Below are 25771 nucleotides of genomic sequence, written 5' to 3' on the forward strand. Positions count from 1 at the left end.
AAATGGCGTGGCGGGCAGTGGCTTCCAATCAACTGGAAGCCGGGCTTCTTGATAAGACAAGCATGGCGGCGATGGGGATGATGACCCAGGTCATCAGCGCGTCGAGCAAGGGCCAGAGATCGATCTCCATGGCGGGGCTCCTGTCGGTGGGGGCGTGGGCGCCGGCTCAGGCCAGCCCGTGGCGGGCGGTGAGCCAGTCCTCGATGGCGAAGGTGGTGGCGTCGTCGAGGGTGCGGTCGTAGAGCAGCAGCTCATGGAGATGCCCGTCGAACGCACCGCCCGTGCTGGCGCCGGTGTTGCGCAGGAACTCGGTGGCGGCGATCGCGCTGCTGTCGAGGTTCGAGCTCTGGCTCGCGTCGGTGAAGAGCCCGGCGCGGTTCTGGCGGATCCAGAAGCGGGCGAAGGGCTGGTCGGTGGTGCCGGCGGCATTGCGCCCGACCGCGGCCATGAGCAGCTGCGGGCTGGTGAGGTTTCCGAGACGCAGCGCCGGCTTGACGACATGGATCTGCGCGCCCGCCGGGGCCCGGAAGTAGACCCCCATCTTGCCGCCATTGGGCGCCGGGGCCCCGAGCAGGGCCGGGAAGCGATCCGTGGCCCCGACCGCGTCGGTGACGGCGAAGACCGTGAAGGGCGCGAGGCTCAGGAAGCCCGCGGGCTGGGCGAAGGCGAGGTCCTCGAAGTGCTGGTTCTGGTCATGGTGGCAGGCGATGTACGGGCGACCATCGGGGGCCCCGCTGCGGAAGACCGGGCGCCGCGCGGGATCGCCCTGCACGGCGTCCGCGCCGGTGCCGCGATTGCGCCAGCGCGCGACGGGATCGCCGTCGGCGGCGGGCGTGACCCCATCCGCGCCGAACACCCCGTCGCCGGCGTCGAAGCGGAAGGCGAGCCCGTCGGTCCAGGTGAAGGCGGGGTCCGGGTCAGGCGCGGGCGGTTCTGGCGGCGGTCCGCCCGGTGCGCCGGAGAAGAGGCTGGTGAACAGGAGCGGCATCAGGCGACCTCCCCGGCCAGGGTCAGGGCAATCCCGGCGATCGCCGCATCCGCCACGGCGGGGGCCACGAAGCGCACCACGTCGCCCGCGAGCAGATCGACCGGTGCGCTACCCGTCGCCGCGAACACGACCGCGCCGTCGGTCCCGACCGTGGCGGTCCCCACCTCGAGCCCGTTCACGGTGATGGAGATCACGAAGTCTGCAGCCGGTGCCGTGTCCACATGCCCGCGTGATCCGACAAGGTCCGCCGCCAGCGTCACCGCGCGCGGCAGGCTCACCTTGCCCAGCACCGCGTTCGCGTCGGGCGCTGCGAACGCCGTCATGCCGAAGTCATAGATTTGGGCGACTTCTGGCTCCGGAGCGACGGCCGCAGCGCCGATGGCCGACACGCCTGATCCCGAGGCATGCACCAGCACCTGAGCGCCGGCCGGCACGTTCACTGCAGCCCCGGTCGCATTGTCCACCGTCACGATCTGGCCGGTCCCGTTGGCGATCGCGAGGATCCGCGGCACGTCCGGCAGCCGGAGCACGAACGCCGCCCCCGGTGCCCCGGTGAGCAAGAGCCGCACATGGCGCTGCGCCTGAAGAACGGAGACCGCAACTGTGCCCCCGGCCGTGCAATCCACGTCGAGGGTCGCGGTCATGGCCAGATCGAGGGCGCTGACGGCGTCGTTGACCGTGACCTCCTTCTGGTTCTGCGCGGCCAGGACATGGGGCGCTGCAAGGTTGGGGCTGGTCATGGGACAATCTCCAGTGTGACGGCGCGCGGGAACCCGCGGCCGATGGCGTCGCTGATCTGGTAGATGACGACGGACAGCGTGGTCGGCATGGTCCCGAGATCCGCGGTGATCTGCGCGGCGGTGTAGGTGACGGAGGGCGCGCTGCTGGTCAGCGTGCGCAGGACCGCACCGGAGCCACCAAGGATATCCACCTCGTAGGACTCGGCGGCTTCGGCCAGCGGCACGGTCCCGGTGCCGTCCTTCCAGTCGCCACCGATCCGGGTGCGCCGTACCCATGCGAGCAGGATGTCGACCCCCGCCAATGCGGCGGTCGGCTGCGCCACCGCGTAGGGCTTGAGGTCGCGCCCGGTATGGGTCACGCCGAGACTGTCGGCGTCGTCGAAGATCCCGCCGACGCCCACCCCGCGCCAGGAGCGCAGGAGACCCAGATCCCCGAGTGCCACCGTCAGCGGGGTCACCGTCGCCGCCTGCAGCAGGATGAAGGTCTCGCCCGCCTGGTGGCCCGCGCAGAAGATATCCGTGCCGCGCCGCCCGCGGATCAGCCCCGTCAGCCGGAACGCACCGGTCTCCAGCGGCTCGACGTCCCGGAACTGCAGGATCTCCGGATCGCCGTTGGCCTTCAGCAGCAGCGCCGCATTCGCCCCGTTCAGCATTGCGGCCTGCGTCACGCTTTCGAGACGATCCCCGCCCGTGGTCATGAACACCTCGAGCGCGTTGATCTCGTCCGTGACCGCGACGGAAGCTGGCGCGCCCAGGGCGGTCGCCGCGGCGCCCCACGCCACTTCGGTGCCCGCGCGCGCGACCACGGACCAGTTGATCCCGTCCGCGCTGCGATGGATCACCGCCCCGGGCCAGCCGGGCGCGCCGAAGCCGCCCGCCATGGCATAGACGCGCCCGGCCAGCCCGCCCGTGGCATCCACGTCGCGCAAGAGCGGCAGGTCGGGCACGAAGAGCTGCGTGGCCGGATCGCCGGCGATCACCTGCGGCGGCCGCCCCGACCCGCCATCGGCCTCCAGCGCCGCGGTGTAGCTGGCGGCCTCCTGGGAGACCGCGCGCAGGGCAATGGTATAGTCGCCGCCGATATCGACCCGCTCGAGCCGGAGCCGGTGCGCCACGCCGGAGCGCAGCACCACATCGACCACGTCCGTCGGATCGAGCCGCAGGTCATCGCTGGGCAGATGCGCCTCAAAGCGCGAGCGCTCGATCCAGGCCGCATAGAGCGCCCTGGCCGCGATGCTCTTGGCCGCGTTGGACGTGAGGGCCATGGGCAATTCAAGCGTGACCTGGTTGCGCGAGAACATCGTCGGCTGCGGCTGCGACACGCGCTTGTGGGACTGCGATCCCTGCTGGTAGTCGGCCGCGGCATCCATGTGGATCACCGTCACGCGTTCGGGCAGCTCCACGTCCTGCCCGCGCTGCTCGCGCCAGACCTCCCCGGTACGCGCATCCAGCGGGATCAGCAGGTCGGCGTTCAGCGTGGCGACCGGTGCGCGGCCGCGCGCCCGGAACGTCAGCTGGTCGTCGCTCTCGACCCCGTCGAAGAAGAACGCCTGCGCCAGCGGCTCGATCGCCGCCCGCGCCGTGGAGGGCCTCGCGACCACGAAGCCCGGCACCACGTCGGTGATCTCGCTCGCGTCCACATCCGCGGGTGCCAGCCCCGCGCGCTGGCACAAGTCCGAGACGATGGCGCCGACCGTGGCTCCCTCGCCGCTACCGCGGTTGAGATAGATGCGCGTGGGGGGCGAGACATTGGGGCGCACGATCACGCTGTCGGACACGGAGTCGTAGTGGCAGAAGCCGCCGATCTGCGCAGGCCAGCTCTGCTCGGGCAGGCGGGCGCCGGACACGGTGTCCAGCTGGATCAGCCGACTGCCATACATGTAGGCATAGCGATGGCCGCGAATGCGGCTCGCGTTCATGAACGGGCCGTCCCGGTTCAGCATGCCCGGCACGGGCGTCGTCCAGACGATGCCGCTGCCCTCGCGCCACTTGAGCGCGCAGGCCTGGATGCCGTCCGGCGTGTCCATCTCCACCTGGAAGATCACGCTGTTGTCGGTCTCGTCATAGACCAGCCCCTTGTGCTGACCGAGAAACGCCGTGGCCCCCGCCGCGATCTCCCCCGGCGCGATCGATGCGACACGGGACATCCCGGCGCCCATCAACTCGCCCCCGAAGGCAGAGACGGCGACCGTGGCGGTGATCTTGCAGATGCCACAGGTCGTATGCGTCGATCCCGGTCCGCCCCCTTCGAGGACCCAGCCTTCGCCGACGGCCGCCTGTCCCGGCGGGCCGGTCATGCCGCCGACCATCCCGTTCACGCGGCCGCTCTCCAGCGTCTCGCCCGCACCCCAGATGCAGGACATGTCGCTGCACAGAAGCACGCCCACGTCGCTGAAGATCGAGCCGCACATCAGGAACTCGCGCCGGCCCAGCAGGCCCTGGACCGTGATCGACCCGAACCAGAGCGTCATCACGAAGCGCGTGTCGGTGTTCGAGAGCCCGGAGCTGTAGAAGCCGAACCGCCCGACCTCGCGCAGGGCATCCGGATCGACCCGGATGATGGGGCGCGCATTGCCAATGCCGACCGTCATGTAGAGATGGCTGTCGCGCCCGCAGAACAGCGTCGATGGCCGATCCCTGCTGTCGTCCACGCTCGAGACATCCGACATGCGCGCCTGCCGGTCCTCCTGCAGGGTCCGCAGGTTGAACCGCCGGATGCCCGCCAGATCAGGATCGGCGCCGGTATTGAGCAGATACCCGTAGCCCCGCCGCCAATCGACCGCCAGCTCGTCCGTGACATAGCTGGGAACAGGCCCGCTTGCGGCCTGCAGCTCCGACGACGGCATCAGGGGCGTGCTCTGGAAGGTGATCTCGGCGGTGATGTTGGGGATCCGGTTCCCGAAATCCCCAAGGGCCAGGTCCTCGAACACCGCGTAGCAGAGCCCGCGATGGGCCACGGCGTTGTCGGCGCCGACCGATGCCGCGATCGCCGGATCGGGCAGCTGGGTCTCGTCGCCGGGATAGAACCGCATGCGGAAATCCGACCTGGCGATCCGCGCGCCGGGATCGCGCTTGTCGAAGATCAACTTGCCGTCCGCCCAGATGCGCAGGACATCCCCCGCGGGCCCGGCCGCGAAGGCGAGCGCGAAGGAGGCATAGTACGTATACGCGACGATGGTCTGCCGCGGGCCGCCGCCGCCCTTGCCGCCGGTGTTCACGGTCCGCTCGGACCGGTTCTCGCGGATGCCCGACGACCAGATGATGTTGCCCGCCATGCGCAGCGTGCCATAGCCCACCGGGATCGCGGCACCATAGGCCGACGAGGTGACCGTGAGGTCCGCAAGGCGCGGGCCCTCGCTGACCGTGTCGCCACCCCTGCCCTTCGCACCGAAGAGCGCGCCGCCAAGCGCACTGCCGACGAGCCAGCCCGACTGCCAGCCCAGACCCATCGCGCTCGAGGCCAGCGCCCCGGCGCCGGCGACCGCCAATTGTGCCATCCGTCACACCTCCTGCAGGTCGGGAAACCGGAACGCGAAGCGCAGCCGCGCGGGCCATTCGCCCTGGAACGGCTCCTCCATCACCTGGCCCCGCCCGGCATGGGCGTGGATCAGGTGCGGCACACCGTGCAGGTCCGACAGCAGGCCGGTGTGGCACGGGTAGAGATGCTCGATGAACACCGCCACGTCGCCGGGCCCGGCATCGGTCAGCGCGATCTCCGTCAGATGGGCGCGGAAGTGCTCCAGGAACCCCATGCCCTGCGCGCGGCGGGTGTAGCCGGTGACATCGTCATGGGGCACGTCCAGCGCGCGGCCGATCTGCACCAGCAGCCCGACGCAATCCACGCCGCGCCGGGACCGCCCCTGGTGGCGAAACGGCACGCCGATCCAGGACCGGGCCTCGGCCACGGCGGCCGTGCGGAGATCGGTCTCAGATGGCATCGGGGTAGCTCACGAGGGAATCGAGGCCGGGCACGAAGGGCTCGCCGCGGAAATTGTGCAGGTTGGCGAACCGGTCCCGGCAGGTCGCGCGCCGCTTGTCGCAGCCCGGCACGACCGTGAAGCTGTGCCCCGCCGAGATGGGATAGCCGGGCGGGATGTAGAGCTCGAACTGGCCAGACCCGATGCTCCACGTCTTCACCTCGACGCCGCGACCGGCGTTCGGTCCGTCCGTCCAGGTCAGCACGCCGCCGTCGAACCAGTCCGCTGGCAGACCGGTGGCGTCCAGCGCCGCGGTGAAGGTCGCGCGATCGCGCACCCCGGTCACGCTGCCCGCGCGTGTCAGCGCCGCGAGGTTCACCTTGCAGCGCGCATCGCCCAGATCGGCACGGCATTCGGCGGAGTACATCTCGCCGATCTGCTGCTGCAGTGCCTGCGTCAGCCCGCGCAGCTCGGTGCGGAACGTGCCCTGTTCGGTCAGCATCACCTCGCCCAGCCAGCCGCGGCGCAGGCGCAGCGCGCCCATGGAGGTGTCCGCCCAGTTCACGAGGAAGATGCGCACCGCGGCATGATCGAAGAGCCCTGCGCGCATGTCCTGCTCGGAGATCGCCTCGGCGTCGAAGATGCCGTCGACGTCGAGGTTGTCGACCGACAGCCGGTCATCGGACACGACCGCGGTGCGCGCATAGCCGAACCGCGCGAGGTACACGCGCCCATCGAAGGCGATGTCGCGATCGTGGTCGGTGAAGGCGAAGGCCACGCCATCGCGGCGGACGATCTCCCAGCAGGTGGCGAGCGTGGTGACGGGACCGGCCAGGTGCTCGGCGAGCGCGACGGAGACGTTCTTCATGGACGGATCTCCACCAAGGGAATTTGCGGCCAGCTGCCCTGCTCGAAGCTGTCCAGCGACAGCCCCATCGCATCGGTGTCAAAGCGCACGGGCACGTCGAACTCGCAGGTCGCCGTCACGATCGCGCCTTCAGCGGGTGCCACCGCAAACGTCACGAGGCCCGTCCTGTGATCGATGCTCACGCCCGCGGACATGGGCACCCCGTCCAGAAACACCTGCACCGACCCGTCCACGGGCTTGCGGATATCCCGCACCGCCTCGATCCCGCCGGAGTCGTAGATCCTGATCAGCTGGAACGCCGTCCGCGTGCCGTCACCCACCCCGAGAAACCCGGTCTCGACGCGAAAGTCCGTCCAGTCCTTGAAGCGAAACCCGTAGGCCCGGCCTTGCCGCGCACGGAAGAACGCGATCAGGGCGGAAAAATCCGCCCGGCGCCGCAATCCGCTGCCCGCATCCCAGCGCCCGCGCGCCTGGGACCAGTTGGCATTGCGTCGCTCGAACCCGGCCGCGGTGGTGATCACGCTCGTGTCGTAGGCAGGCCCGCCGGTGACGCCACGCGCGATGGCATCGGGAAAGCGGACCTCGTGGAAGCCGGTCATGGTGGTGTCCTTGTCGGTGCGGTGTCGTCTGGCGCGGTCCGGCCGGTTGCAGCCCGCCCCGCCTCACGTGTTGCGTCCGGCGCGCGCCATGGAGCGGCGCGCATCGGCCATGATCTGGCCCTGCGACTGCCGGAAGGAGTTTGCGTCGGGCGTGGTAATGTTGAAGACGACCTGCACCGGGCGCTCGGACGCGGAGCTGCGGTCGTTGCGCTCCTCGCGCCCCATCGCCCGCAGTTGCGCGCGCGACAGCACCATCTCCCCGCGCTGCAGGATCGCCGGGACCTCGTCCGGACGCAGGCCCGCCATGCCGCCGCTGTGATAGCGTGGGGCCACGGCGAGTGCGGCGGCGGGCATCATGCGTGTATTCCCCGTCTCGCCGACCACACCGCCGCCATGGAACAGGCCCGCGAGCAGTCCTCCACCGCCGCTAGCGCCAGCCGCCCCGCCGAATGCGCCGCCAAGTGACGTGGCCAATGGCCCGAGAATGGCGGACTGCACGGCGATCCGCGTGATGTCGGCCAGCACCGCATCCGCGAGCCCCGCGAAATCCAGCTTGCCCTTGGCGACAAAGGCCACCAGCGCGTCCTCGGCGCCCTTGAAGGCCGAGACGAGTGCCGCGCCGATCGTGCGCCCAGTCTCGCTGGCCTTGTCGGCATAGTCGCTGAGCGCTGCAGACACCGCTTGCCAGCCGGTCAAGGCAACGTCCGCGCCTGTGGCAGTGTCGGTGCCCGCCTGCTTCCCTGCGGTACCTGCGCGGTTTGCCGCCGCTTCGGCTTCCGTCAGCGCCGCGGTCACGCGTTGCGCTCCGGCGGCCGCAGACTCCAGCGCATCCGCGTCGCCGGTCGGACCGCCGCGCATCGCCGCCCCAAGCGCCGCCGTGGCCGCACCAACACCATCGAACGCCGTGGTGCGCGTGGCCGCCGCGCGGTCGCGAAACCTGTCCGCCCGGATGCCGGCATTCCCGGCGGCGTTCTCCAGCATGGACGCATAGGCCTGCGCGCCGACGGCATCGATCCGGGTGTCTGACCCGACCCGGTCGGCCACCGCGTTGAAGCCGGGTGCGATCTGGCCGAGGAAATCCGCCCATTTGCCCGAGAGAAACGCCATCAGCCGCACCCAGACGCCCTCGATATCGGCCCCCAGCGCGCGGAAATCGTCCAGGAACGACCCAAGCGTGGTCGTCATCCCGTCCCAGACGGCGCGCGCGACATCGCCCAGCAGCCCCAGCGCCGCGCCGAAGCTGCCCGCACCCGACACCAGCTTGCCGAACTGGAACACCAACTCGCCCGCGCCGACGATCAGCGCGCCGATCCCGGTGCGGATCAGCGCGCCGCGCAGCAGCACCAGCGCTTTGGCCAGACCGCGCACCGACAAGGCTGCGGCCGCGAGGCCCGCCACCCAGCGGCTTGCCATGACCGCGGCGAAGCTGCCCGCGATGCTGGCGACGCGGCCGATGTTGTCGAACAGCCCCCGGATCGCGATGCCCAGCGGGCCGGTGGTACTGGACACCGCCGCCATGGCGTCGGCGACAGCCTCCAGCGCCGGGGCCGCTGCGACGGCCAACTGGTTCGACAGCCCGCGCCACACCAGCCCGAGCCGCGAGATCGCGTCGTTGGTCCGCTCGATCTGGTCCGCGTCCTGTTCCGACACCACGACCCCGAAGGCCAGCACATCCGCGGTCGCCTGGCGCAGCGTGGCCGTGTCGATCCGTGCCATGGCGATGGAGCCTTCCTCGCCGAAGAGCTGTCCTGCCACGGCCGCGCGCTCGGCCGCAGGGACGAAGGCCTCGATGGCGGCGTTGATCGCCCCGACACGCGCGTCCAGCGGCAGGGCGATCAAATCGGTGGCCGAAAGGCCCAGCCGGTCGAGCGCATCCGCCGCAGGACCGGTCCCGGAGGCCGCCTGGCTCAGCCGCCGCGTCAGGTCCTTCGTCGCCTGCTCGATGCCCGACATGGACACGCCGGCCAGTTCCCCCGCGCGTTCCAGTGCCTGGATCGACGCGACCGTGGTCCCCAGCGATTGCGCCAGCTTCGCCTGCGCGTCGACCGACCGAAGGCCGGACCGCACCATGGCCACGCCCGCCGCCGTGGTCGCTGCGACCGCCGCCACGGAGGCCACCCGCACCCGGCGCGAGAACGCCGCAAGCCGCGTGTTCGCAACCTCCATCTCCCGGCTCAGCCGCCCGAAGCCGCGCTTGCCGGCCTCATCGACGCCCTCCAGCTCTGCCCGCACCTGACGGCCGCCGACGGCGGCAAGCCGGACGCTGACGCGTTTTTCCGCCATCCTACTGCTCCATCTGTTCGTTGAGCTTGGCGACCATCACTGCGTGGGGGCGCTCTTGCGAAATGTATCATATCGTGATACGCGTCTGTCATGATCGTGAGCACGAAGGGCAAGCGCGCGGCGAACGCGGTGGCAGACCGGTTCGGCAAGGGCTTCCCGGCCGACCTGGTCAAGCGCACGCGGGCGATGTTGTCGGCACTGGATGCCGCCGTGGCGCTCGAGGATCTTCGGTTCCCGCCGGGCAACCATCTCGAGGCGCTGACGGGCGACCGGGCCGGGCAGCACTCGGTGCGCATCAATGGCCAGTGGCGCATCTGCTTCGTGTGGACCGATCAGGGGCCGGCCAATGTCGAGATTGTCGATTACCACTGAACGGACGGGAAAGGACGCGACATGACACTGATGACGAACCCTGCGCACCCCGGTGAAGTCCTGTCGGAGCTGTATCTGCAGCCGCTGGACATGAGCGCGATCACGCTGGCGAAGCGTCTGCATGTGCCGCGCACGCGGATCGAGCGGCTGGTGAAGGGCGACACTGCGCTCACCGTCGATACCGCTGTGCGACTGGCGACTTTCTTCCGGACGACCCCGGAATACTGGATGAACCTGCAGCGGGCTTGGGACCTCGCCCGCGCGCGCGAAACGATCGACGTCTCAGGCATCACGCCCCTCGAGGCTGCCTGACGACGTCTGTTCATTCAGCTTCGCCACCATCACCGCCTCGATGCCGGGCAGCAGTTCGGCCATGGCAAGCGGGGGCACGCAAAGCGCGTCGCCCAACGCCAGCGCTGCCCTCATGTCCCAGCCGATCACGGCATTGGGCAGCACGCGCAGCTGGCCGCCGAGGCGGCCGACCAGGTCCCAGACCTGCCAGCCCTCATGGGTGCGCGGTTGGTTCAGCCGCGCCGGACACTCCGTGCACGCTGCTTTGCTGGCGCCGCTGGGTTCGCACCCCGCGCAGTAGCGCGCGCCCCCGCCGAATTCCCATTCGGCGAGGGCGCGGAGGCGTTTTTTTCCTGCTCCAGCAGCAGGCCCTTCGAGACGTAGGTCAACTGAAACGCCTCGAAGATCGGCCAGACATCGAGCAGCGCGTCGATGGCCGCCGGGCTGGGGTCTATGGGATTGTCGTCCGCATCACCGATGCCCTCCCAGGCGAGGACCGCCCGCCGTGCCAGTGCCTTGGCGAAGGCGACCGCGCGTTCCTCGTCGGAGGCATCGTCCGGCAGGTTCTCCACCTCCGGATCGCTGCGCGTCGCCACCATCAGCGCCGTGGTCAGCGGGCGCAGCTGAACACGGACGCCGGGGACAAGGTCGTGCCAGCGCGGGTCATTGGTCATATCGAGCGTGAGCATGGTCAGTAAACCTCGCGGGTGTTGATCAGGGTGGCGGTGCACATGCGCCCCTCAACGGGGTCCAGTGCCGACTGCCAGTCGAAACTGGCCTGCACGCCCTGCGGCCCAGCAATCTCGATGCGCGGGCGCGGCAGGTAGACGGCGTGTACGGTGAAGGTGAAACTCTCGCCCCCGGGCAGGGTGTAGGCGAATTCCATCTCGCAGGGATCGCCTGCCAGCGCCTGGTCGACCAGCGTCTGGTCGGCGAAACGCACCTCGATCCGCCCCGTCAGCGCCGCGATGGACGGGTCGGCACCGTCGATGCGTCCGTCCGCGCGGATCGTCTCCACCCGGTCCAGATTGTTGGCATAGGTGATCTCGGCCGAGACCACGTTGCCGAGTGCCGTGCCGTTGCGCGAAATCGACCCGTTGAAATGGCCGAAGCGCTTCAGCGTCACGGTGTCTGGCGTTCCGGTGGCCGTGCTCGTGCCCACCGTCTCGCCCTGCGCCACCAACCGCGCCGTCGCCGTCAGCAGCCCCGAGCGCTGCGTCTGCCAGGTCAGCTGGTCCAGTACGCAGCCGGAGTACATGGCATAGCGCGGCACCTCGGGCATGCCGGTCTCGATCGACATCGAGGGTAGCGTCCACGATCCGGACTGGAATTCGTGCGTGAAAGGCGCCTCGACGCCGGTCGTCGCGGGTTCCCCGAACGCGGCCTTCAGCCAGAAGCCGAAGGCCTCGGCATCCAGCGGAACGACGACATCGCCGTCCGCCGTCACCGCGTCCTTGATCGGCGCCAGCGGATCGCGGCCATAGCCGAGAAGTTCCGAGTTCAGCAGCGGCTGCTCCGCCCCCAGCGAGGTGCTGGCAAACGGCATCTGGATGAAGCCGCTCGCGGGCGGCGTGCCATAGGTCGTCTCGAACGCAAGCGCCATCCGCGCCCGCGCCCCCTGGGCTCGTGCCATGGTCATCTCCTTGGCTTGGGTGGGTCAGGTCAGTGCGTCGGCCGTGAAATAATGCAGCACGACCGCGATGGTCGCCGCCTTCAGGCTGGCCGCGCCCTCGACCGGCAGATCGACCGGGCGCGGGGCTTCCGCTTCGACCCAGTCGCAGAGCCCGCCCAGCGTGCGGTCGGCGGCGAGCGCCGTGCCAATGCTGGCGGTCATCGTGTCGAAGACGGCGTCACGGTCGGTGCCCTGTACCACCGCCTCGATCTCGGCGCGGTGCTGGTAGTGGTAGGCGAGCGGCGACAGCGTGACCTCAGGCTCCCCCGGCTCGCCGTCACGCAGGATCAGCAGGCCTTCGGCCGGGACGCGCTCGGGCAGCACCTCGCCGCGCAGGGCTGTCGCGGGCAGCGCCGAGAGCCGCGCGTGCAGCGCGGTGAGGATTGTTTCGCGAGGGGTGGGCATCGGATTCTCGCAACTAACCTCTTACCATTCGCACAACCCGTCCGATTTCAATTTCCTCAGGCTTTGGCGCTCCGGCCTGATGAAAAAGAACCCTGTCACTTGGGCTGATCGGGAATGTGCTGAACGGCTGGCTGAGAGATATCAATGGAGATGAACCTAGTAGCGCCGAAAAGAACAGTACGACCTTGTTACGTGTGCAAAACACGTTCACCTCAGAACCGCTCGGAACAGATTTAAATTTATGCCGATCTTGACCAACTCGAAGCTCAAGAAGATCCCCAGAAATGACCCTTCCACCTAAAAGTTCAATTTTATCAAACGTCTCAAGAGACGTGATTGCCTGAACGGCGGAAGCGTAGTCACGAGACGGGACTGCCTGAAAAAAACCATCCGCTGCAATCATGCTGGCTTCTTGATCTAGGCAAAGTTCTAAAACTGAAATAAGGAAACGCTCCGCAAAACCTGTAGCTTTCTGATTCCCCAAGAAATTTTCAAGTTCGTGGTTCATCACGATTTCGTCGCGTTTTGCCATTTCAAGAGGGACATTCAGGTTCTTATTCCAGAAAATGACCCTACATATCCTTGCGGAAGGCACCCGGATATTTCGCGCTTCGAGAAGTGCGCAAAGGCAGTCCAACTTCTCCTTATTCTTGGAGAGTGGGTTTTCGTGGGATATTTCCGCTCCGTTTCGTCTTTCCTGTATCCACTTCTCCCCATCGATGCGTAGTCGCCCCGACCAATTCTTGATCTCGATGGCGCTGATCTGCTTTGGTGAAACAACAATCAAATCAATTTCATAGCGTCCGCTTCCGGGTAAACGTGTATCGCGGGGAACACGTTTCGAATGGAAGATGCTTGCTGTCTTCCAACTGAGGTGGTCAGTAACCATTGATCGCAACGCCTGTTCAGCATCCCGACCCGCAGCAACTTCCTCCAGTTCGGGCTCTCGCTTTGCAGATACAATTTGCCGCCAAATCTCAAGCCGTTGCGCCTTGCTACTTTGTCTCTGCATCCAGTTTCCTCGCCCCAGCTTTCCTTTTCATAGCAATTGCTTGCGCGCCTAGCCAAGCACTATCACTATCTCCCCTCCACCCAGTTCGCCACAATCAGCCCCGGTAGGGCATCCCGGGCCCGTTCCGCGTCCCGATCGAGTTCCAGCCGCTTCGGCAGTTTAACCTGCGGCACGAGCAGGAACACCGGCACAGTGCTGCGCCCGCGCCCGGTCTTTGCGCGCGAGGCCACACCGAGCCCGCGGCTGTTCAGGCGTCCGTCAGCCACCAGAAGGCTCGGCCCCGTCCGCCGGTAGACGAACCGCAGGCGCAGGCCGCGGCGGCGTTCCCATTCGCCCGGGGTGATCTTGCTGCCGCGGGGACCGCGTCCGGCGGCAGGCAGGGGGACGGCCAGCCAGAAGCCGTCGCGCGACCGGATCAGCGGGCCGGTGTCGTGAGCGCTGATGATGGTGGGGGCGTTTGACCAGACGAAGGCGGCGGCGTTCAGGCTGGGTTGGCCGGCCGGATACTGCGCCGACCGGATGGTGTTCGCCAGCCGCATGCCCAGCCCTGCGCCGGTGATCTGGCCGCGCCAGGCGGTCTTCAGCCCGGTCCCGGCCTCGCGCGTTGCGGCGCTGACGGCCTTTTCGCCCTCCTTTACCTCGGCGGCCATCATGGCGACGAGGTCCGGGGTGATGTCGAGCTTCAGCTTCATGTTGGCCGCAAATCCACGGTCCAGATCAGCCGCTCGCGGTCGCGGACGGGTTCGCCTTGGATCAGGAACGCGTCGCCGTCGATCTCGACGCGGTCGCCGGGGCGGGGCTGGGGCACCTCGGCCACGCGCAGGTCGATGCGCGTGGTTTCCGACCAGAGCCGGGCATCGCCGAAGCTGGTGATGTCGTCCGCCCGGCGGGTGACGAGGCGCACGAGGCGTGGCGCACCGCCCGCGGCGACGTACAGCCCCTCCCGGGCGATGTTGCTATCCGCGTACAGCAGGTCGAGCGCGTCGGCGAAGGCGGTTGTCATCACAGCCCTCTCTCAGTTCGACGTGTGCAGGCGGATGGCGAGGCGGGGGCGCTTGTTGACCGGCAGGATGGACGCCTCGGTCATCAGGTCGATCCAGCGGCCCTTGGCGTCGATCATCTGGCGGGCATAGAGCGGCAGGCCCACGGTGTTCGCGGTCTCCAGCAGGTTCGCGGGCCCGCCATAGGTGGTGAAGGTGTCGAACGTGCCCATCGGGAACGCGATGCCCTCGCCCGCGGGGATCAACCGTTCCGAGCTGCCGTTCGAAAGCGTGACCGAGCCGTTGTATTCCTCGAAGAGGACCCCCGCGAAGGGAAAGGCCCGGCGCATGTCGTCGCGCAGCGGCTGGCCGCCGGTGGCGGAGTAGAACTTGTAGGCGTCCTCGGTCTTGGGGTGGCTGATCAGCTTGTCGAAGAATTCGGAACTGACCAGCGCATGCGCCGTGGTCATGGTCTCGCCCAGCAGGTTGTCCTCGATCGCGCGCAGGACGGTGCGGACCTTGCCCTGCACGTTGGTCCCGGCGGTGCCGAAAACGAAGTCGACCGAGACGCGGTCCAGCCCGAACTCGGCGAAATAGTCGTAGAGCGTTGCTCCCGCGCCGTCCTTCACGATGCCGCGCAGCGCGTTCATCTCCATGTATTCGCGGGTCTGGGCGTGCTTGCGGCGCATCAGCGTCAGCTTGCGGTTCATCACCTCCACGAGCGGATCGGCCACGTCGGACATGCCCAGCGCGGGCATGCCCTGGATGTCGCCGGGCAGGATCACGTCGTCATGGGGAATCCACGGCAGGGCGAAGGAGCGCATGGAGCGGCCCTCGCGGGTGCCGACCGTGGCGGGCGCGCCGAGCGGGACGGAGGGCAGCAGGCTGAGGACGCCCTCGCGCTGTTCGATCACGATGGAGCGCTGGGTGACGCCCTGGAACCGGAAGAGGCCGATCTGGCCGAGGCGGGTGTAGAGGTTGGGCAGGATGTTGATGGCCTGCGTCATCTCGGAAAGCGAATAGCCGCCCGCGTCGAACGGGTTGCGGGTGAGGGTCATGGGGAACTCCGGGGGAAGGGGGAAGCAGAAGGGGAGGAAGGGCAGACTGGACGCCACTGGCACTGCGCAATCGCGGAAGGCGGCGTGCCGCGGACCGCGTCAGGCGCTGTCGCGGGGCAGGATGCCGAGGTCCACGAGCTGGCCGAGCTTGGCGGCGATCTTGGTGCTGTCATCGACGCTGGCGTCATAGGCGAGGGCGGCGCGCGACACGATCACGGGGCCGCGCACAACCACGATCCCGACCGCATCGGCGAGCGTGGCATCGACGGCGTAGAGCAGCACGGCGGCTGCAGCCTCCGACCCGTCGGCGCCGGTGTCGGGCGACAGGGTGTAGGCGCCGCTGGCGCTGACGCGGCCGAGGACCGCGCCGACGGGATAGGCGGTGCCGCCTGCGAGCGTGACGGTCTCGCGGGTGTAGTTGGGATTGACCTCGAACTTGAGGACATCGCCGATCGTGGGCGGCTGGGTCAGGACGGGCATGGCAGGGCTCCTGCGTCAGGGGTGCAAAAAGACATCCCCCGCCGGGGCTGTGCGGCGGGGGATTGGTCGGGCGGTGGTTCGGTGTGCGGACGGTAGTCTCGGGTTCAGCCGTTCCGTCCCGCGGCCGCGGCGCGTTTCGCGGCGGCGACGAGCGGGCTCTCGGATGCTTTCGGCAATACGGGCGAGGGCGGTGCAGCGATAATATCGCGCGCATCTGCGGCGGCGCTGGCGCGTTCGAGCACGAGCGTGCGCAACGCGTCCGGCGCGGTGCCTTCCCGCAGTGCTTTCGCCGCGTCGATTGCGATCCCGAGCCGCCCGGCCTGCGCGGCGATTTCGGTGATCTCCGCCGCCTCGCGCCGCAGCTGCGTCGAGAGATCGGCCAGGTTGGTGCTCTCGGCGGTCGCTGGGGCAGGCAGAGCCGGTGGCGCAAGTGCCGTTGAAGCCGACGGGGCGGCCGCAGCGGATTGGGGAGAAGATACTAGGGATGGTGCGGCGTGAACCGGTCTTTGTGCATCGGGATCAGCACCAGCACCAGCACCAGCTTCCGCTTCCGCGCCAGCATTGTCCGGGGCGTCTGCATCGGCATTGGCCGCACTTTGAGGCACATCCCTGACGTCCGCTTCGGTGCTGGCATCATGCACCTGGTCGTTGCGATCATGGTCAGTGGCCATGCGTGTCTCCTTCCTGGATTGGTGTTGGGGTCTGGGTGGTGATTTTGGCGCGGGCCGACTGGTGGCACGGGTCAGCGCTGGGACCGGGGCGCTTGCGGCCATTTGCCGGAAGCTATCAAACCCGCGGGTGAGGTCGGTCACCTCGTCCGCCAGCCCCGCGGCGACAGCATCCGCCCCGCGATAGGTCTGAGCCTCCGTCCTGAGAGCGGCCTCTTGGCTCAGCCGCGCACCGCGCCCGGCGGCGACGGTCTCGGCGAACAGAAACCTCATTACGTCAATCTCGCGCTGCACCTCGTCCCGGACCGCCTCGGGCAAGGGCGCATAGGGATTGCCGTCGACCTTGTGCGCGCCTGCGTGGATCAGCGTCACGCGCACGCCGTCCTGGTCCAGCTGACTGCTCAGGTCGGCATGCATCACCACGACGCCGATGCTGCCGACAGCACCGGTGCGGGGCAGCAGGATGCGGTCCGCCTGGCTCGCCAGCGCGTAGCCCGCCGAAAAGGCGTGCTCGGCCACGAAAGCCCAGACCGGTTTCGTGCCCCGCAATGCGCGAATGCGATCGGCCAGATCGAACACCCCGGCCACCTCGCCGCCGAAGCTGTCGATCTCCAGCGCAACCCCGCGGATGGACGGATCGCGCGCGGCCGCGTCGATCTGCGCCGCGATGCCTTCGTAGCTGGTCTGACCGGACGATTGCCCGATCCAGCCGCCGCGATGGATCAACACGCCGGAGACTTCGATCACCGCGATGCCGTCGACGACAGGATAGGGTGCGTCTCCATCCTGCTGCACCTGCGCCGCCAGTCCGCCCGCGAGCAGGCTGACCCGCGCAGGCAGGGCGCCCGCGCCAAAGGCATCAGACAGATCAACTTCTGCCACGTCGATCCGCCGTCCGAGCACGCGAGGCCCGAGGCCGGACAGGAACGCCATGGCCTTGGAGGGCTCGACTAGCAGCGGCGTGTTGAACGCGCGTGCGGCAATGCGGGCATGGAGCATCAGGGCCGGTCCTCGTCGTTGCGCGGTCGGTCGTCGGCCGCGTCGGTGGTGTCGCTGTCATCCGGGTCGTCGTCAGGGGTGCCGGTCCTGCGGGTGCCATCTCCGTCCGCGCCGGCCTGCACCCCCTGCGCGGGCGATCCCGGGCAGCGGAAGTCCAGGCCCAGCGCGCGTTCGCGGGCGTGTTCCGCGGCGATCTCGCGGTCGACCTGTTCGGCGTCATAGCCGCGCTCGGCGATGGCCTGGGTGCGGGATTTCAGCCCCGCCTCGATCTGGGCGATCTCCGCATTGGCGTCCTTCAGCGGGTCGACCCAGTCCCATTTGGTCGGCAGCCAGTCGGCGGCCTGCAGACGCGCGCGGTCAGTTTCGTACCCGGGCAGGGACAATGCGCCCGACAGCACGGCCGCGTCGATCCAGCGGACCCAGACCGGGCGGCAGAGCTGGTAGACCATCACCGCGTGCTGCCAGGCCGAGACGCGGCGGCGGAACTCGATCAGGGCAAGCCGCGAGTTGGAGAAGTTGCCCTTCACCATGTCATTGGCGAGATAGGGATAGGGAATGCCCAGCGCCGCCGATATCTGCAGCAGCGTGCGATACTGGAACGGCTCGTAGGTCGCGCCGCTGTCGGCGGGCTGGCCCACGGTGACGTCCTCGCCCGGATCGAGCCGCACCACCTGCCCGGGGCTGATCTCCAGCCCGCCCATGCCGTCCTCGTCCTCGGGCGGGGCGAGCGGGTTCTCCGGGGCGGGGGAGGTGACGAACATCGCGTACATCGCCGCGACCTTCTTCCGGTCCAGCTCGGCATCGTCGTACTGATCCAGCAGGAACAGCTTGACAATGGCGGGCGCCAGTTTCGAGACGCCGCGCAGCTGGCCGCCTTCGACCGGGTCGATGACGTGGATGATTTCGGAGGCGGGCACCCGGACGGTCTCGCCGGCGAGCCCCGGATCGGTGCTGTCGCCGGGATGGCGGCGCAGGAGGTGATAGGCCACGCGCCGCCCGATCCGGTCGAACTCGATCCCCTGGCGGATCGCGTTGCCATTCGCCGCCGTGTCGGACTGCTCCAGCGGCAGCATCTCCGATGGCAAGAGCTGTAGCTGCAGCGGCACTGGTAACCCGTCCTCGGCGCGGCGGGGGCGGATGCGGACGAACACCTCGCCCGCGATGAACACCTCGCGCGCGGCGCGGCGCTGCAACCCGTAGAAGTCGGTCAGCCCCTCGGCATCGGCCGCGTCCGTCCAGTCGAGCCAGAGCCGCTGCAGTGCTTCCTTGCGCGCGGCATCGCCGATCTTGGAGATCGGCTTGATCCCGTCGCCCACGGTGTTGGCGGCCCAGCTTTCAACGGCGTTGACGGCATAGCCGTTGTTGCGCACCAGCCAGCGCGCGCGGGCGGTGATGTCGGGGCCCGAGGCGGCGATCAGTGCGTTCACATGGGCGCGGGTGGCGCGGAAGCCGCGCAACCGGCGGTGGTGCTGGCCCGCATCGAACCCGCCGATGAAGGCCCCGATCCGCTGGCGCAAGGTCATCGCGGCCATCACAGGTCCTTCACGGCGTGGGGGCGGAAGATGCGGCGGCTGCCACGCTCGATGCTGGCGATCCGCCGCTCGATATCGGCAATCGCAGCCGCCATCTCCGCGTCGGTGCCATAGGTCACGGTCTTGCCATCATAGCTGACGCTGCGCGTGCCGCTGTAGCGCGCCGCCAGCAGGGTGCTGTGGCGGGCCTTGAGGTCGTCGAGGGTCATCGGGGTGTCCGTTCAGTCCATGTATCGTGGCGTGCTGACGCGCCAGCCGCGTTTGCGCGGGGTGGTGACGCGCCCGGCCTGGGGTTCGGTCGATGCTTGTGGGGCGGCGTCCGCCGTGGGCGCGGCGATAGTTTCCACCCCGGCCTGTTTCTCCAGCTGCCGCCACATGCGCTCGTCGAACCGGTCGGCGCCGAGGATCCACGCGGCGGCGCGGGCGTAGACGCGGGTGTCCAGCGCCTCGTTGCGCTCGCGCAGCTTCTGCCATTCCTGGCGGGCGTAGCCGCGCCGGTCGCGGATCGTGACCAGCTGCTCGGCGACGAGCTGTTTCAGCCACTCGCTGTCGGCCCAGTCGGGCAGGTGGATCGTGCCCGGCGGAGTGGGGTCGTCCGGGTCCTCGGGGCGTTCCAGCCGCAGGTAGCGGTAGGTCTCGGCCTTGAAGGTCGCCGTCGCCACGGTCCAAAGCCGCGCCCCGCGCTTCAGCTTGCGCCCGTTCAAGGTCGCATCGACGAAGGTCGGCCCGGACACCGGGCTCGCGCGGTTGAAGCCTTCGAGCCCCTTCACCGGCGCCACCTGCGCGATGCCCTGCGCTCGCGCCCAGGCATAGACCGCGGCGGACTCGTAGCCGGTGTCGATCGCGAGCTTCGCCAGTGTCATCACCGCGCCGTTCGCGTGCAGCCATGTGCTCCCGAGGATCGCGGTCAGCGCATCCCAGCACGCGGGATCGTCCGGGCCGCCCAGCAGCACGATGTGATCCACGAGCCAGCTCTCCAGCCCCCGGCCCCAGGCCCAGACATCGACCTCGATCCGGTCCTTCTGCACGTCCGCGCCCGCGGTCAGGAACAGCCCGCCTGCGGGGACCTGTGCTGCGAATGCCTCGCGCCGGTCCGCCAGCCGCTGCCAGTCCGGGGCCTCGCCGCGCTCGACCCAGGTCTCGCCCAGCAGCGTGTTGCGCGCGGCGCGCAGCATCTCGTCCGAGCCCTGTGCGGCCAGCCAGTCCCGCGCGATCTGCGCCCAGCTTTTCCAGCCGATCGGCGAATAGAGCGCGGAGAGGTGGAAGCCGATGGCGGTGGGATCGGTACCCACGGCCGTCGCACGCCATGCGCCGCCCGCCAGCATCTCCGTCTTGTGGTGCTCGGCGATGGGGGCTTCGCACGCCTCACACACGTATACTGCCGTTTCCGGCTGTCCCTTCGACCAGCGCAGGCGCTCGAACTGCAGCCACTGCATCGCGCCGCAGTGCGGGCAGGGTACGAAGTAGCGCCGCTGGTCGCTGGCCTCGAACTCACGCTCGATGCGGCTCAGCCCCCGGATCGTCGGCGTCGACACCAGGAACACCTTGCGCCGGTGCGCGAAGGTGGTGGTGCGCGCCTCCGCCAGCGTGACCGGGTCGCCTTCCTCGTCGGCCGAGGCGGGGTAGGCGTCGACCTCGTCGAGGAAGACGTAGCGCGCGGGCATGGACCGCAGGCCGGTGGCGGAGTTCGCACCCGTCAGCACCAGGATGCCGCCCGGAAACTCCTTGGACAGCATCGAGTTGCCCGCATCGCGCGACCGGGCTGGCTGGACGCGCTCCCGCAAGGCGGCACTGTCGGCGATCAGCGGGTCGATCCGCCCGCGCGAGGTGCGTTTCGCCATCTCCACCGTGGGCAGCACCGCCAGCATCGGGCCGGGCGCGTGGTGGATCACGAAACCGATCCAGTTGTTGCCGGCCTCGGTGGCACCCACCTGTGCGGCCTTCATGAAGCTGACGCGGCGCGCGGGATGGCCGGGCGAGAGCACATCCATGATCTCGCGCAGATACGGCGTGCGCGCGGTGCGGTAGCGCCCCGGTTCGGCCGAGGCGCGCGACGACAGCCAGCGATGCGCCTCGGCCCATTCCGACACGGTGAGGTCCGGATCGGGCCGCACGCCGCGGCGCCAGGCGCGCAGGATATCCTCGGCCCCGTCGAAAGCGAGATCCAGCCCCTCGGTCAGGTCGCTGTCGGTCAGCGCCGTCCGATCGTCGTGGTCGTTCCCGTCGTCATGCAAGCGAGACCCGGAGGTCTGCGAGGGCGTCGAGCTGCTCTCGGACATGGGCTTCCAGCACCCTTTGCAGGATCGCAATCTCGATCGTCACGGGGGCGCCGGAGGTCTTTTCCATCTCTGCAGCGAGGTCTGCGGCCATCAGGGCTGCGACCCGGGTGGGCCAGGTGACCCAGACATCACGCTCCTGCCGGGCGAGGCGGAACACCAGCGTCTCGGCGCGCGCCCGGTCGACCAGCACGCCCTTCTTACGCTGGATCGCCAGCTGCCGCTCTTGCGCCTGGTAGACCGTCAGCGCGGTGCGGGCTTTCAGGTACGACGTGCTGTCGCCGGGGCTGGAGGTGCCGCGGCCCAGCGCGCTCGCGTGTCCACCATCCCCGGTTCCGCCACCGCCAAACCCGCCCCGCGCCCGCATCTGCTGATCCGGGTCGGTGCTGGCCGCACGGCGTGCGTCGGACCCGGCGGCATCGATCGAGCCGTCGGCGAACAGCACCAGCCTCCCATTCTTGCGCGCCTTCTGCACCGCGCCGCGGGACAGCCCGGCATGGGCGGCATACGCGCGTTCCGACAGGCCTTCCATGGTGTGGAGTGTCCTCAAGATATTGGGAATAAACAGGAAAGCTGGTTCAGTCCGGTTGATTGCACCCGCCCGTGGAGCGACTCTGTCCGCATCGCACCCAGGTCCGGAGACATGCCCATGACCATCGCAGAACGCTACAATGCCGAAGCGGCCCGCCTGATGCCGCACATGGCCGCCGATCTTGCGGTCGACGCCGCCATCACCCGCGCGCACGACATCGACGAGATCGTCTTCCGCCGCAGCGAATTCCTCGGCAGCATGGCCTGTGCGATCCTCGCCATGCTCGACCAGCAGAACGGAGGCGCGGCATGACCGCGATCACCACGATCCGGATCGATCACGCGGCGCTGCCTGACCCGCTGAACCTCAAGGACCATGACACCGCGGCCCGGATGATCGAGGTCATTCTGCGCGACGAGGGCATCGCGGCCGCGGCGTCCGACGTGATCTCGCACATCAAGATCGAGGTCCCGACCACGCAGCTGGCCGCGGCCAGCACCGTGCTGGCCAGCCTGCAGCTGATCTGACCGCGCGGAGCATAAAGCCATGAAATTGCTCTGAATTCCCTACAATCATCGGCCCGGTGGAGCGATGGTTGGGCCACGCACAGTATGCAACTCAGCACGAGGAACAACGCCATGACCACCGCCACCCAGACCGCCGCCACCCTGATCGCCGATTTCAGCGCCGCCCTCGCCGAGATCGAGGCGATCCTCGCGCCCAGCGGCTGCGCGACGATCGCCTCCCACAACTGGATCGTGGTCGACGACTTCGGCCCCCTTCGCTTCACGCTGACCCCCGAAGGCGGCAAGCACCGCGCCACCTGCACCGGCCACGGCCGCGCCCACCGGGTCAACCGCTTCACGCGCGAGGATGCCGAACGCCTCGCGCAGGCTTGCAACGCCCGCGCAATGTTCTGGCGCGAAGCGGCCGAGGCCGAAGCCGCCACCCTGCGCGACCACATCGCCACGCTCGAAGCCGCCTGCGCCGCCTGACCCCAACGGGTGGGGCCAAGAGCCCCGCCCGGACCCCACAAAAGGAGCCCGACCATGACCACCACCATCCTGCCCAGCCGCAACGAAGACTACGGCTTCTTCGGCACGATCACCCGCTGCCCCCTGCGCGACCGCCGCAGCACGGAGGTCTGGACGCTGGCCGCGCGGCACATCGCGGAGGCCATCGGTGCCGACAGCGAAGACGAGATGATCGGCATCCGCGACTTTCTTGACAGCCGGATGGGCCGCCAGTTCGCAGACGACGTGATCGGCGCGCTGCACGCCGGGGCCGAGACTAGCGAGGACGCCATCACCGCCGCGATCGCCACGTGGCAGGGCTGGCGCATCGGCCGCCAGACCGAGCGCGCTGAGGGCATCCCTGCCGGACTGCCGTATCTCACCGGCTGGGTGCAGCACTTCGCGATCACCGCCAGCATGGCCGACGCCGACTGACGCGCACGACGCACCGAAAGTTCTCGGCCCGCCCCGTTGGCGGGCTTCACCCGGTAGAAGGGCTGGCATTGGGCCAGCCCCGCAGACCGGAGGCCACCATGCCCGAACTCACCGACACCCAATCCGTCATTCTCAGCCGCGCGGCGACGCGCCCCGGCAATCTGGCCATGCCGCTGCCCAAGGGGCTTGTGGGTGCGGCGGCGAAGATGTCCGTCGGCAAGATGATCGCCCGCGGCTGGCTCGAGGAGGTCGACGCCGACCCGCGCCGCGGCGAGCCGCTCTGGCGCGAGACCGGAGACGGCCATGGCACCACGCTGGTCGCCACCGAAGCCGGGCTGGAAGCCATCGGGATCGAACCGATCGTCGCCAAGGCCGTGACCGGGCCCCGCAAGGCGAAGGCGGCACCGCAGACCGAACCAGCCGCGTCTGGCTCTGCCGATGCCCCGAAGGCCCCAAACACGCGCACCGGCACCAAGCAGGCGATGATCATCGCCATGCTGCAACGCTCCGAGGGCGCCACGGTCGCCGAGATCGCCGCCGAGACCACATGGTTGCCGCACACGGTTCGTGGCGCAATCTCCGGCGCGCTGAAGAAGAAGCTGGGCCTGCCTGTCACATCCGAGAAGGTTGCGGGCAGGGGGTCAGTCTACAAGCTGAGCGGGGTCTGAGAACAATCACGCACCGGCTTCGTCAAGCTAGGGCCCCATGAACCGGCGCCTTGCCTCCACGGCTATGTTGTACCGCTGCTCGAAGTCGGCGATCAGGGCCATCGCAATGCGCTTGGCTTCCTCGCCCTCTGCCTCCCTGTAGTTCTGCTTCGCCGCTTCCAGCAGCTTCTTGATCTTGAACTCTTCGGGAAGCACACCTGCTTCGGCCATTATGCGGACCGCTACAGCTGTGGCCATGTCGATGAACGCCTCGCCTGAGCGGTCGGGCAGCGGTTTGCCCTCGCCTTCCAGGCCTCGCAGCTTTCCCTCCGCGATGGCCTTCTGGATTTGCCGTTCCACGAGGCGGTCAAAGGATTGGGTCATGCCGTATTCCTGCTTCTCTCCGTGGCCGCTCTTGCACGGCCATGCGGTAACCATAGCCTCTGGAAACAAGGCGAACACTCGCATCTGTGCCAAACGGCTGCATCGTCTGCACTGCTGAATTCAGCGAAGCCCGAGCTGCTCGCAAATATCGCTCACGCCGCCAGCCTTGTTTCCTTCAGCGCCGCGAAACTCTCGCCCGTTTCCACCAGTACGGCGTCCGCGCCGGTGAACTGCTGCCACCGTTCGATCGCGACGTCCACATAGGCCGGGTTCAGTTCGGCCCCGTAGCAGATGCGCCCGGTGGTTTCCGCCGCGATCAGTGTCGTGCCGGAGCCCATGAACGGCTCATAGACCGCCTGGCCCGCATTCGCGTTGTTCAGCATCGGGCGGCGCATGCACTCGACCGGTTTCTGCGTGCCGTGCGTGGTGTCCGTATCCTGGTCGCGGCTGGCGATCTGCCAGAGCGTCGTCTGCTTGCGATCGCCCGCCCAGTGGCCCTTGCCCTTGGCGCGCACCGCGTACCAGCAGGGCTCGTGCTGCCAGTGGTAATCCCCGCGGCTGAGCACCAGCCGGTCCTTGGCCCAGATGATCTGCGATCGGATGGCAAAGCCCGAGGCCACGAGGCTTTCGGCCACCGTCGCAGCGTGCAGTGCGCCGTGCCAGACATAGGCAACATCGCCCGGGAACAGCGCCCAGGCCGCGCGCCAGTCGGCGCGGTCGTCGTTGAGGACCTTGCCGGTGCGCTTCGTCTTTGCGGCGCCCGCCTGATTGCGCCAGCCGGGGTCGTAGGCGACGCCGTAGGGCGGGTCCGTCACCATCAGCAGCGGGCGGACATCGCCGAGCAAACGCCCGACCACATCGGCATCGGTGCTGTCACCGCAAATCAGCCGGTGCGCACCCAGCTGCCACAGATCGCCCGGCACCGACACCGGCGTCGCGGGCGGGTCGGGCACGTCGTCCTCGCCCTCGACCGGCCCATCGCCCATCGCGTCGGGATCCTGCAACAGTGCGTCGAGATCGGCGTCGGAGATGCCCAGCAGCGACAGATCGAAATCCTCGGCCAGGAGCCCCGCGATCTCGTCGCGCAGTATTGCTTCGTCCCACTCGCCCAGCTCGGTGAGCTTTTTTGTCGGCGATCCGGTAGGCGCGGCGTTCGGCGTCATCGAGATGCGACAGCCGGATCACCGGCACGTCGCGCAGCCCCAGCATCGTGGCCGCCAGCACCCGGCCGTGGCCCGCGATCAGCTCGCCATCGTCGGCCACCATGCACGGCACGGTCCAGCCGAACTTGGCCATGCTGGCGGCGATCTTTGCGACCTGATCATCGCCGTGCTGCTTGGCGTTGCGAGCATAGGGGCGCAGCCGGTCGATCGGCCAGGTCTCGATCTGGCTCGGCGCGAAGACGAGGTCCATGGGCGGCTCCGGGATGCGGGAAAGGCGGACACGCGAAAGCACGCCGCGGGACGGGCCAGCGGCGGGATCGGTGTCGGCGATGTCAGCAAAAAGGGAGGTGCCCGCGAGAACTTTTGCGGGGCACAGCTCGTTCGATGATCAACCCTTAGGCCGTGTCTGCATTCATCTGAGCCAGTCGAGGGCGGAGACGAGGAAGACGAAGCCCAT

At 68.6% G+C, this 25771-nt stretch carries 29 protein-coding genes and 1 pseudogene; 7 read left to right on the top strand and 23 right to left on the bottom strand.

Annotation, left to right across the window (positions count from 1 at the left end; genetic code table 11):
- Positions 1 to 166 precede the first annotated feature (166 nt).
- The 7 genes from DDE13_RS16725 to DDE13_RS16755 form a co-directional block, all read right to left on the bottom strand.
- Complete coding sequence (locus DDE13_RS16725) at positions 167 to 988, bottom strand: hypothetical protein (protein ID WP_111405426.1); 822 nt, start codon at positions 986 to 988, stop codon at positions 167 to 169.
- The gene (locus DDE13_RS16730; RefSeq protein WP_111405427.1) at positions 988 to 1728 is read right to left on the bottom strand and encodes a hypothetical protein; all 741 of its coding nucleotides are present in this window, start codon (positions 1726 to 1728) and stop codon (positions 988 to 990) included. Before DDE13_RS16730 ends, DDE13_RS16725 begins: the two co-directional genes overlap by 1 nt.
- Entirely contained in the window at positions 1725 to 5225 is a 3501-nt protein-coding gene (locus DDE13_RS16735; protein ID WP_111405428.1) for a phage tail protein, read from the bottom strand. The genes DDE13_RS16730 and DDE13_RS16735 overlap by 4 nt, the downstream gene beginning before the upstream one ends.
- A 3-nt stretch (positions 5226 to 5228) precedes the next feature.
- Positions 5229 to 5666 (bottom strand): peptidoglycan endopeptidase, encoded by a 438-nt coding sequence (locus DDE13_RS16740; protein WP_111405429.1) that lies wholly within the window; start codon positions 5664 to 5666, stop codon positions 5229 to 5231.
- Positions 5656 to 6513, bottom strand: a complete 858-nt coding sequence (locus DDE13_RS16745) for a DUF2163 domain-containing protein (protein WP_111405430.1) — start codon at positions 6511 to 6513, stop codon at positions 5656 to 5658. The genes DDE13_RS16740 and DDE13_RS16745 overlap by 11 nt, the downstream gene beginning before the upstream one ends.
- The gene (locus DDE13_RS16750; protein ID WP_111405431.1) at positions 6510 to 7112 is read right to left on the bottom strand and encodes a DUF2460 domain-containing protein; all 603 of its coding nucleotides are present in this window, start codon (positions 7110 to 7112) and stop codon (positions 6510 to 6512) included. Before DDE13_RS16750 ends, DDE13_RS16745 begins: the two co-directional genes overlap by 4 nt.
- A gap of 63 nt (positions 7113 to 7175) precedes the next feature.
- Positions 7176 to 9395: a phage tail tape measure C-terminal domain-containing protein gene (locus tag DDE13_RS16755; RefSeq protein ID WP_111405432.1), complete on the bottom strand. Its 2220-nt coding sequence runs from the start codon at positions 9393 to 9395 to the stop codon at positions 7176 to 7178.
- Positions 9396 to 9485: 90 nt separating this feature from the next.
- Here DDE13_RS16755 and DDE13_RS16760 point away from each other — a divergent pair, with 90 nt between their 5' ends.
- The gene (locus DDE13_RS16760) at positions 9486 to 9767 is read left to right on the top strand and encodes a type II toxin-antitoxin system RelE/ParE family toxin (protein ID WP_111405433.1); all 282 of its coding nucleotides are present in this window, start codon (positions 9486 to 9488) and stop codon (positions 9765 to 9767) included.
- Between the two features lie 21 nt (positions 9768 to 9788).
- Entirely contained in the window at positions 9789 to 10079 is a 291-nt protein-coding gene (locus DDE13_RS16765) for a HigA family addiction module antitoxin (RefSeq protein ID WP_111405434.1), read from the top strand.
- Here the strand turns inward: DDE13_RS16765 and DDE13_RS16770 are convergent.
- From DDE13_RS16770 to DDE13_RS16835, 14 genes are all read right to left on the bottom strand, one after another.
- Positions 10050 to 10223, bottom strand: coding sequence for a DUF7697 family protein (locus tag DDE13_RS16770; RefSeq protein WP_235868747.1), 174 nt, complete (start codon positions 10221 to 10223; stop codon positions 10050 to 10052). The two genes, DDE13_RS16765 and DDE13_RS16770, sit on opposite strands and share 30 nt — an antisense overlap.
- Before the next feature lie 68 nt (positions 10224 to 10291).
- Positions 10292 to 10747 carry a hypothetical protein gene (locus tag DDE13_RS16775; protein WP_111405436.1) on the bottom strand — a complete coding sequence of 152 codons (456 nt, stop codon included), beginning with the start codon at positions 10745 to 10747 and terminating at the stop codon, positions 10292 to 10294.
- A 2-nt stretch (positions 10748 to 10749) separates the two neighbouring features.
- Complete coding sequence (locus DDE13_RS16780; RefSeq protein WP_111405437.1) at positions 10750 to 11691, bottom strand: phage tail tube protein; 942 nt, start codon at positions 11689 to 11691, stop codon at positions 10750 to 10752.
- 24 nt (positions 11692 to 11715) lie between these two features.
- Positions 11716 to 12135 (bottom strand): acyl-CoA transferase, encoded by a 420-nt coding sequence (locus DDE13_RS16785; RefSeq protein ID WP_111405438.1) that lies wholly within the window; start codon positions 12133 to 12135, stop codon positions 11716 to 11718.
- Positions 12136 to 12148: 13 nt separating this feature from the next.
- Positions 12149 to 13147: a nuclease-related domain-containing protein gene (locus DDE13_RS16790; protein WP_111405439.1), complete on the bottom strand. Its 999-nt coding sequence runs from the start codon at positions 13145 to 13147 to the stop codon at positions 12149 to 12151.
- Between the two features lie 65 nt (positions 13148 to 13212).
- Positions 13213 to 13839: a DUF6441 family protein gene (locus DDE13_RS16795; RefSeq protein WP_111405440.1), complete on the bottom strand. Its 627-nt coding sequence runs from the start codon at positions 13837 to 13839 to the stop codon at positions 13213 to 13215.
- Positions 13836 to 14150 carry a head-tail joining protein gene (locus tag DDE13_RS16800; RefSeq protein ID WP_111405441.1) on the bottom strand — a complete coding sequence of 105 codons (315 nt, stop codon included), beginning with the start codon at positions 14148 to 14150 and terminating at the stop codon, positions 13836 to 13838. The genes DDE13_RS16795 and DDE13_RS16800 overlap by 4 nt, the downstream gene beginning before the upstream one ends.
- Before the next feature lie 12 nt (positions 14151 to 14162).
- Entirely contained in the window at positions 14163 to 15185 is a 1023-nt protein-coding gene (locus DDE13_RS16805) for a major capsid protein (RefSeq protein ID WP_111405442.1), read from the bottom strand.
- 99 nt (positions 15186 to 15284) lie between these two features.
- Positions 15285 to 15665, bottom strand: coding sequence for a head decoration protein (locus DDE13_RS16810; RefSeq protein ID WP_111405443.1), 381 nt, complete (start codon positions 15663 to 15665; stop codon positions 15285 to 15287).
- Between the two features lie 104 nt (positions 15666 to 15769).
- Positions 15770 to 17332: a S49 family peptidase gene (locus DDE13_RS16815; RefSeq protein WP_111405444.1), complete on the bottom strand. Its 1563-nt coding sequence runs from the start codon at positions 17330 to 17332 to the stop codon at positions 15770 to 15772.
- On the bottom strand, positions 17332 to 18864 hold the full coding sequence (locus DDE13_RS16820) for a phage portal protein (RefSeq protein ID WP_394340307.1): 1533 nt from the start codon (positions 18862 to 18864) through the stop codon (positions 17332 to 17334). Before DDE13_RS16820 ends, DDE13_RS16815 begins: the two co-directional genes overlap by 1 nt.
- Complete coding sequence (locus tag DDE13_RS16825) at positions 18864 to 19073, bottom strand: phage head-tail joining protein (protein ID WP_111405445.1); 210 nt, start codon at positions 19071 to 19073, stop codon at positions 18864 to 18866. The genes DDE13_RS16820 and DDE13_RS16825 overlap by 1 nt, the downstream gene beginning before the upstream one ends.
- Before the next feature lie 12 nt (positions 19074 to 19085).
- Positions 19086 to 21143, bottom strand: coding sequence for a phage terminase large subunit family protein (locus DDE13_RS16830; RefSeq protein WP_111405446.1), 2058 nt, complete (start codon positions 21141 to 21143; stop codon positions 19086 to 19088).
- Positions 21091 to 21672: a hypothetical protein gene (locus DDE13_RS16835; RefSeq protein WP_111405447.1), complete on the bottom strand. Its 582-nt coding sequence runs from the start codon at positions 21670 to 21672 to the stop codon at positions 21091 to 21093. The genes DDE13_RS16830 and DDE13_RS16835 overlap by 53 nt, the downstream gene beginning before the upstream one ends.
- A gap of 117 nt (positions 21673 to 21789) precedes the next feature.
- Here DDE13_RS16835 and DDE13_RS16840 point away from each other — a divergent pair, with 117 nt between their 5' ends.
- The 5 genes from DDE13_RS16840 (at position 21790) to DDE13_RS16860 (ending at position 23788) form a co-directional block, all read left to right on the top strand.
- Complete coding sequence (locus DDE13_RS16840; protein ID WP_111405448.1) at positions 21790 to 21984, top strand: hypothetical protein; 195 nt, start codon at positions 21790 to 21792, stop codon at positions 21982 to 21984.
- The gene (locus tag DDE13_RS16845; RefSeq protein WP_111405449.1) at positions 21981 to 22199 is read left to right on the top strand and encodes a hypothetical protein; all 219 of its coding nucleotides are present in this window, start codon (positions 21981 to 21983) and stop codon (positions 22197 to 22199) included. The genes DDE13_RS16840 and DDE13_RS16845 overlap by 4 nt, the downstream gene beginning before the upstream one ends.
- 111 nt (positions 22200 to 22310) lie before the next feature.
- On the top strand, positions 22311 to 22667 hold the full coding sequence (locus DDE13_RS16850) for a hypothetical protein (RefSeq protein WP_111405450.1): 357 nt from the start codon (positions 22311 to 22313) through the stop codon (positions 22665 to 22667).
- Between the two features lie 54 nt (positions 22668 to 22721).
- Positions 22722 to 23120: a hypothetical protein gene (locus DDE13_RS16855; protein WP_111405451.1), complete on the top strand. Its 399-nt coding sequence runs from the start codon at positions 22722 to 22724 to the stop codon at positions 23118 to 23120.
- A gap of 98 nt (positions 23121 to 23218) precedes the next feature.
- A complete protein-coding gene (locus DDE13_RS16860; RefSeq protein WP_111405452.1) occupies positions 23219 to 23788 on the top strand; it encodes a DUF3489 domain-containing protein in 570 nt (189 codons plus the stop codon).
- Between the two features lie 27 nt (positions 23789 to 23815).
- Here DDE13_RS16860 and DDE13_RS16865 read toward each other — a convergent pair whose 3' ends face one another.
- Positions 23816 to 24151: a DnaJ family domain-containing protein gene (locus tag DDE13_RS16865; RefSeq protein ID WP_111405454.1), complete on the bottom strand. Its 336-nt coding sequence runs from the start codon at positions 24149 to 24151 to the stop codon at positions 23816 to 23818.
- A 152-nt stretch (positions 24152 to 24303) separates the two neighbouring features.
- Positions 24304 to 25564, bottom strand: a pseudogene (locus DDE13_RS16870) (site-specific DNA-methyltransferase).
- Positions 25565 to 25771 lie beyond the last annotated feature (207 nt).

The organism is Meridianimarinicoccus zhengii, assembly GCF_003254465.1.
GTDB classification, from domain to species: domain Bacteria; phylum Pseudomonadota; class Alphaproteobacteria; order Rhodobacterales; family Rhodobacteraceae; genus Meridianimarinicoccus; species Meridianimarinicoccus zhengii.

Excerpts from the sequence above, each read along its gene's own strand:
- DDE13_RS16725 (WP_111405426.1), bottom strand. The coding sequence starts at position 988 with ATGCCGCTCCTGTTCACCAGCCTCTTCTCCGGCGCACCGGGCGGACCG.
- DDE13_RS16730 (WP_111405427.1), bottom strand. The coding sequence starts at position 1,728 with ATGACCAGCCCCAACCTTGCAGCGCCCCATGTCCTGGCCGCGCAGAAC.
- DDE13_RS16735 (WP_111405428.1), bottom strand. The coding sequence starts at position 5,225 with ATGGCACAATTGGCGGTCGCCGGCGCCGGGGCGCTGGCCTCGAGCGCG.
- DDE13_RS16740 (WP_111405429.1), bottom strand. The coding sequence starts at position 5,666 with ATGCCATCTGAGACCGATCTCCGCACGGCCGCCGTGGCCGAGGCCCGG.
- DDE13_RS16745 (WP_111405430.1), bottom strand. The coding sequence starts at position 6,513 with ATGAAGAACGTCTCCGTCGCGCTCGCCGAGCACCTGGCCGGTCCCGTC.
- DDE13_RS16750 (WP_111405431.1), bottom strand. The coding sequence starts at position 7,112 with ATGACCGGCTTCCACGAGGTCCGCTTTCCCGATGCCATCGCGCGTGGC.
- DDE13_RS16755 (WP_111405432.1), bottom strand. The coding sequence starts at position 9,395 with ATGGCGGAAAAACGCGTCAGCGTCCGGCTTGCCGCCGTCGGCGGCCGT.
- DDE13_RS16760 (WP_111405433.1), top strand. The coding sequence starts at position 9,486 with ATGATCGTGAGCACGAAGGGCAAGCGCGCGGCGAACGCGGTGGCAGAC.
- DDE13_RS16765 (WP_111405434.1), top strand. The coding sequence starts at position 9,789 with ATGACACTGATGACGAACCCTGCGCACCCCGGTGAAGTCCTGTCGGAG.
- DDE13_RS16775 (WP_111405436.1), bottom strand. The coding sequence starts at position 10,747 with ATGCTCACGCTCGATATGACCAATGACCCGCGCTGGCACGACCTTGTC.
- DDE13_RS16780 (WP_111405437.1), bottom strand. The coding sequence starts at position 11,691 with ATGGCACGAGCCCAGGGGGCGCGGGCGCGGATGGCGCTTGCGTTCGAG.
- DDE13_RS16785 (WP_111405438.1), bottom strand. The coding sequence starts at position 12,135 with ATGCCCACCCCTCGCGAAACAATCCTCACCGCGCTGCACGCGCGGCTC.
- DDE13_RS16790 (WP_111405439.1), bottom strand. The coding sequence starts at position 13,147 with ATGCAGAGACAAAGTAGCAAGGCGCAACGGCTTGAGATTTGGCGGCAA.
- DDE13_RS16795 (WP_111405440.1), bottom strand. The coding sequence starts at position 13,839 with ATGAAGCTGAAGCTCGACATCACCCCGGACCTCGTCGCCATGATGGCC.
- DDE13_RS16800 (WP_111405441.1), bottom strand. The coding sequence starts at position 14,150 with ATGACAACCGCCTTCGCCGACGCGCTCGACCTGCTGTACGCGGATAGC.
- DDE13_RS16805 (WP_111405442.1), bottom strand. The coding sequence starts at position 15,185 with ATGACCCTCACCCGCAACCCGTTCGACGCGGGCGGCTATTCGCTTTCC.
- DDE13_RS16810 (WP_111405443.1), bottom strand. The coding sequence starts at position 15,665 with ATGCCCGTCCTGACCCAGCCGCCCACGATCGGCGATGTCCTCAAGTTC.
- DDE13_RS16815 (WP_111405444.1), bottom strand. The coding sequence starts at position 17,332 with ATGCTCCATGCCCGCATTGCCGCACGCGCGTTCAACACGCCGCTGCTA.
- DDE13_RS16820 (WP_394340307.1), bottom strand. The coding sequence starts at position 18,864 with ATGGCCGCGATGACCTTGCGCCAGCGGATCGGGGCCTTCATCGGCGGG.
- DDE13_RS16825 (WP_111405445.1), bottom strand. The coding sequence starts at position 19,073 with ATGACCCTCGACGACCTCAAGGCCCGCCACAGCACCCTGCTGGCGGCG.
- DDE13_RS16830 (WP_111405446.1), bottom strand. The coding sequence starts at position 21,143 with ATGTCCGAGAGCAGCTCGACGCCCTCGCAGACCTCCGGGTCTCGCTTG.
- DDE13_RS16835 (WP_111405447.1), bottom strand. The coding sequence starts at position 21,672 with ATGGAAGGCCTGTCGGAACGCGCGTATGCCGCCCATGCCGGGCTGTCC.
- DDE13_RS16840 (WP_111405448.1), top strand. The coding sequence starts at position 21,790 with ATGACCATCGCAGAACGCTACAATGCCGAAGCGGCCCGCCTGATGCCG.
- DDE13_RS16845 (WP_111405449.1), top strand. The coding sequence starts at position 21,981 with ATGACCGCGATCACCACGATCCGGATCGATCACGCGGCGCTGCCTGAC.
- DDE13_RS16850 (WP_111405450.1), top strand. The coding sequence starts at position 22,311 with ATGACCACCGCCACCCAGACCGCCGCCACCCTGATCGCCGATTTCAGC.
- DDE13_RS16855 (WP_111405451.1), top strand. The coding sequence starts at position 22,722 with ATGACCACCACCATCCTGCCCAGCCGCAACGAAGACTACGGCTTCTTC.
- DDE13_RS16860 (WP_111405452.1), top strand. The coding sequence starts at position 23,219 with ATGCCCGAACTCACCGACACCCAATCCGTCATTCTCAGCCGCGCGGCG.
- DDE13_RS16865 (WP_111405454.1), bottom strand. The coding sequence starts at position 24,151 with ATGACCCAATCCTTTGACCGCCTCGTGGAACGGCAAATCCAGAAGGCC.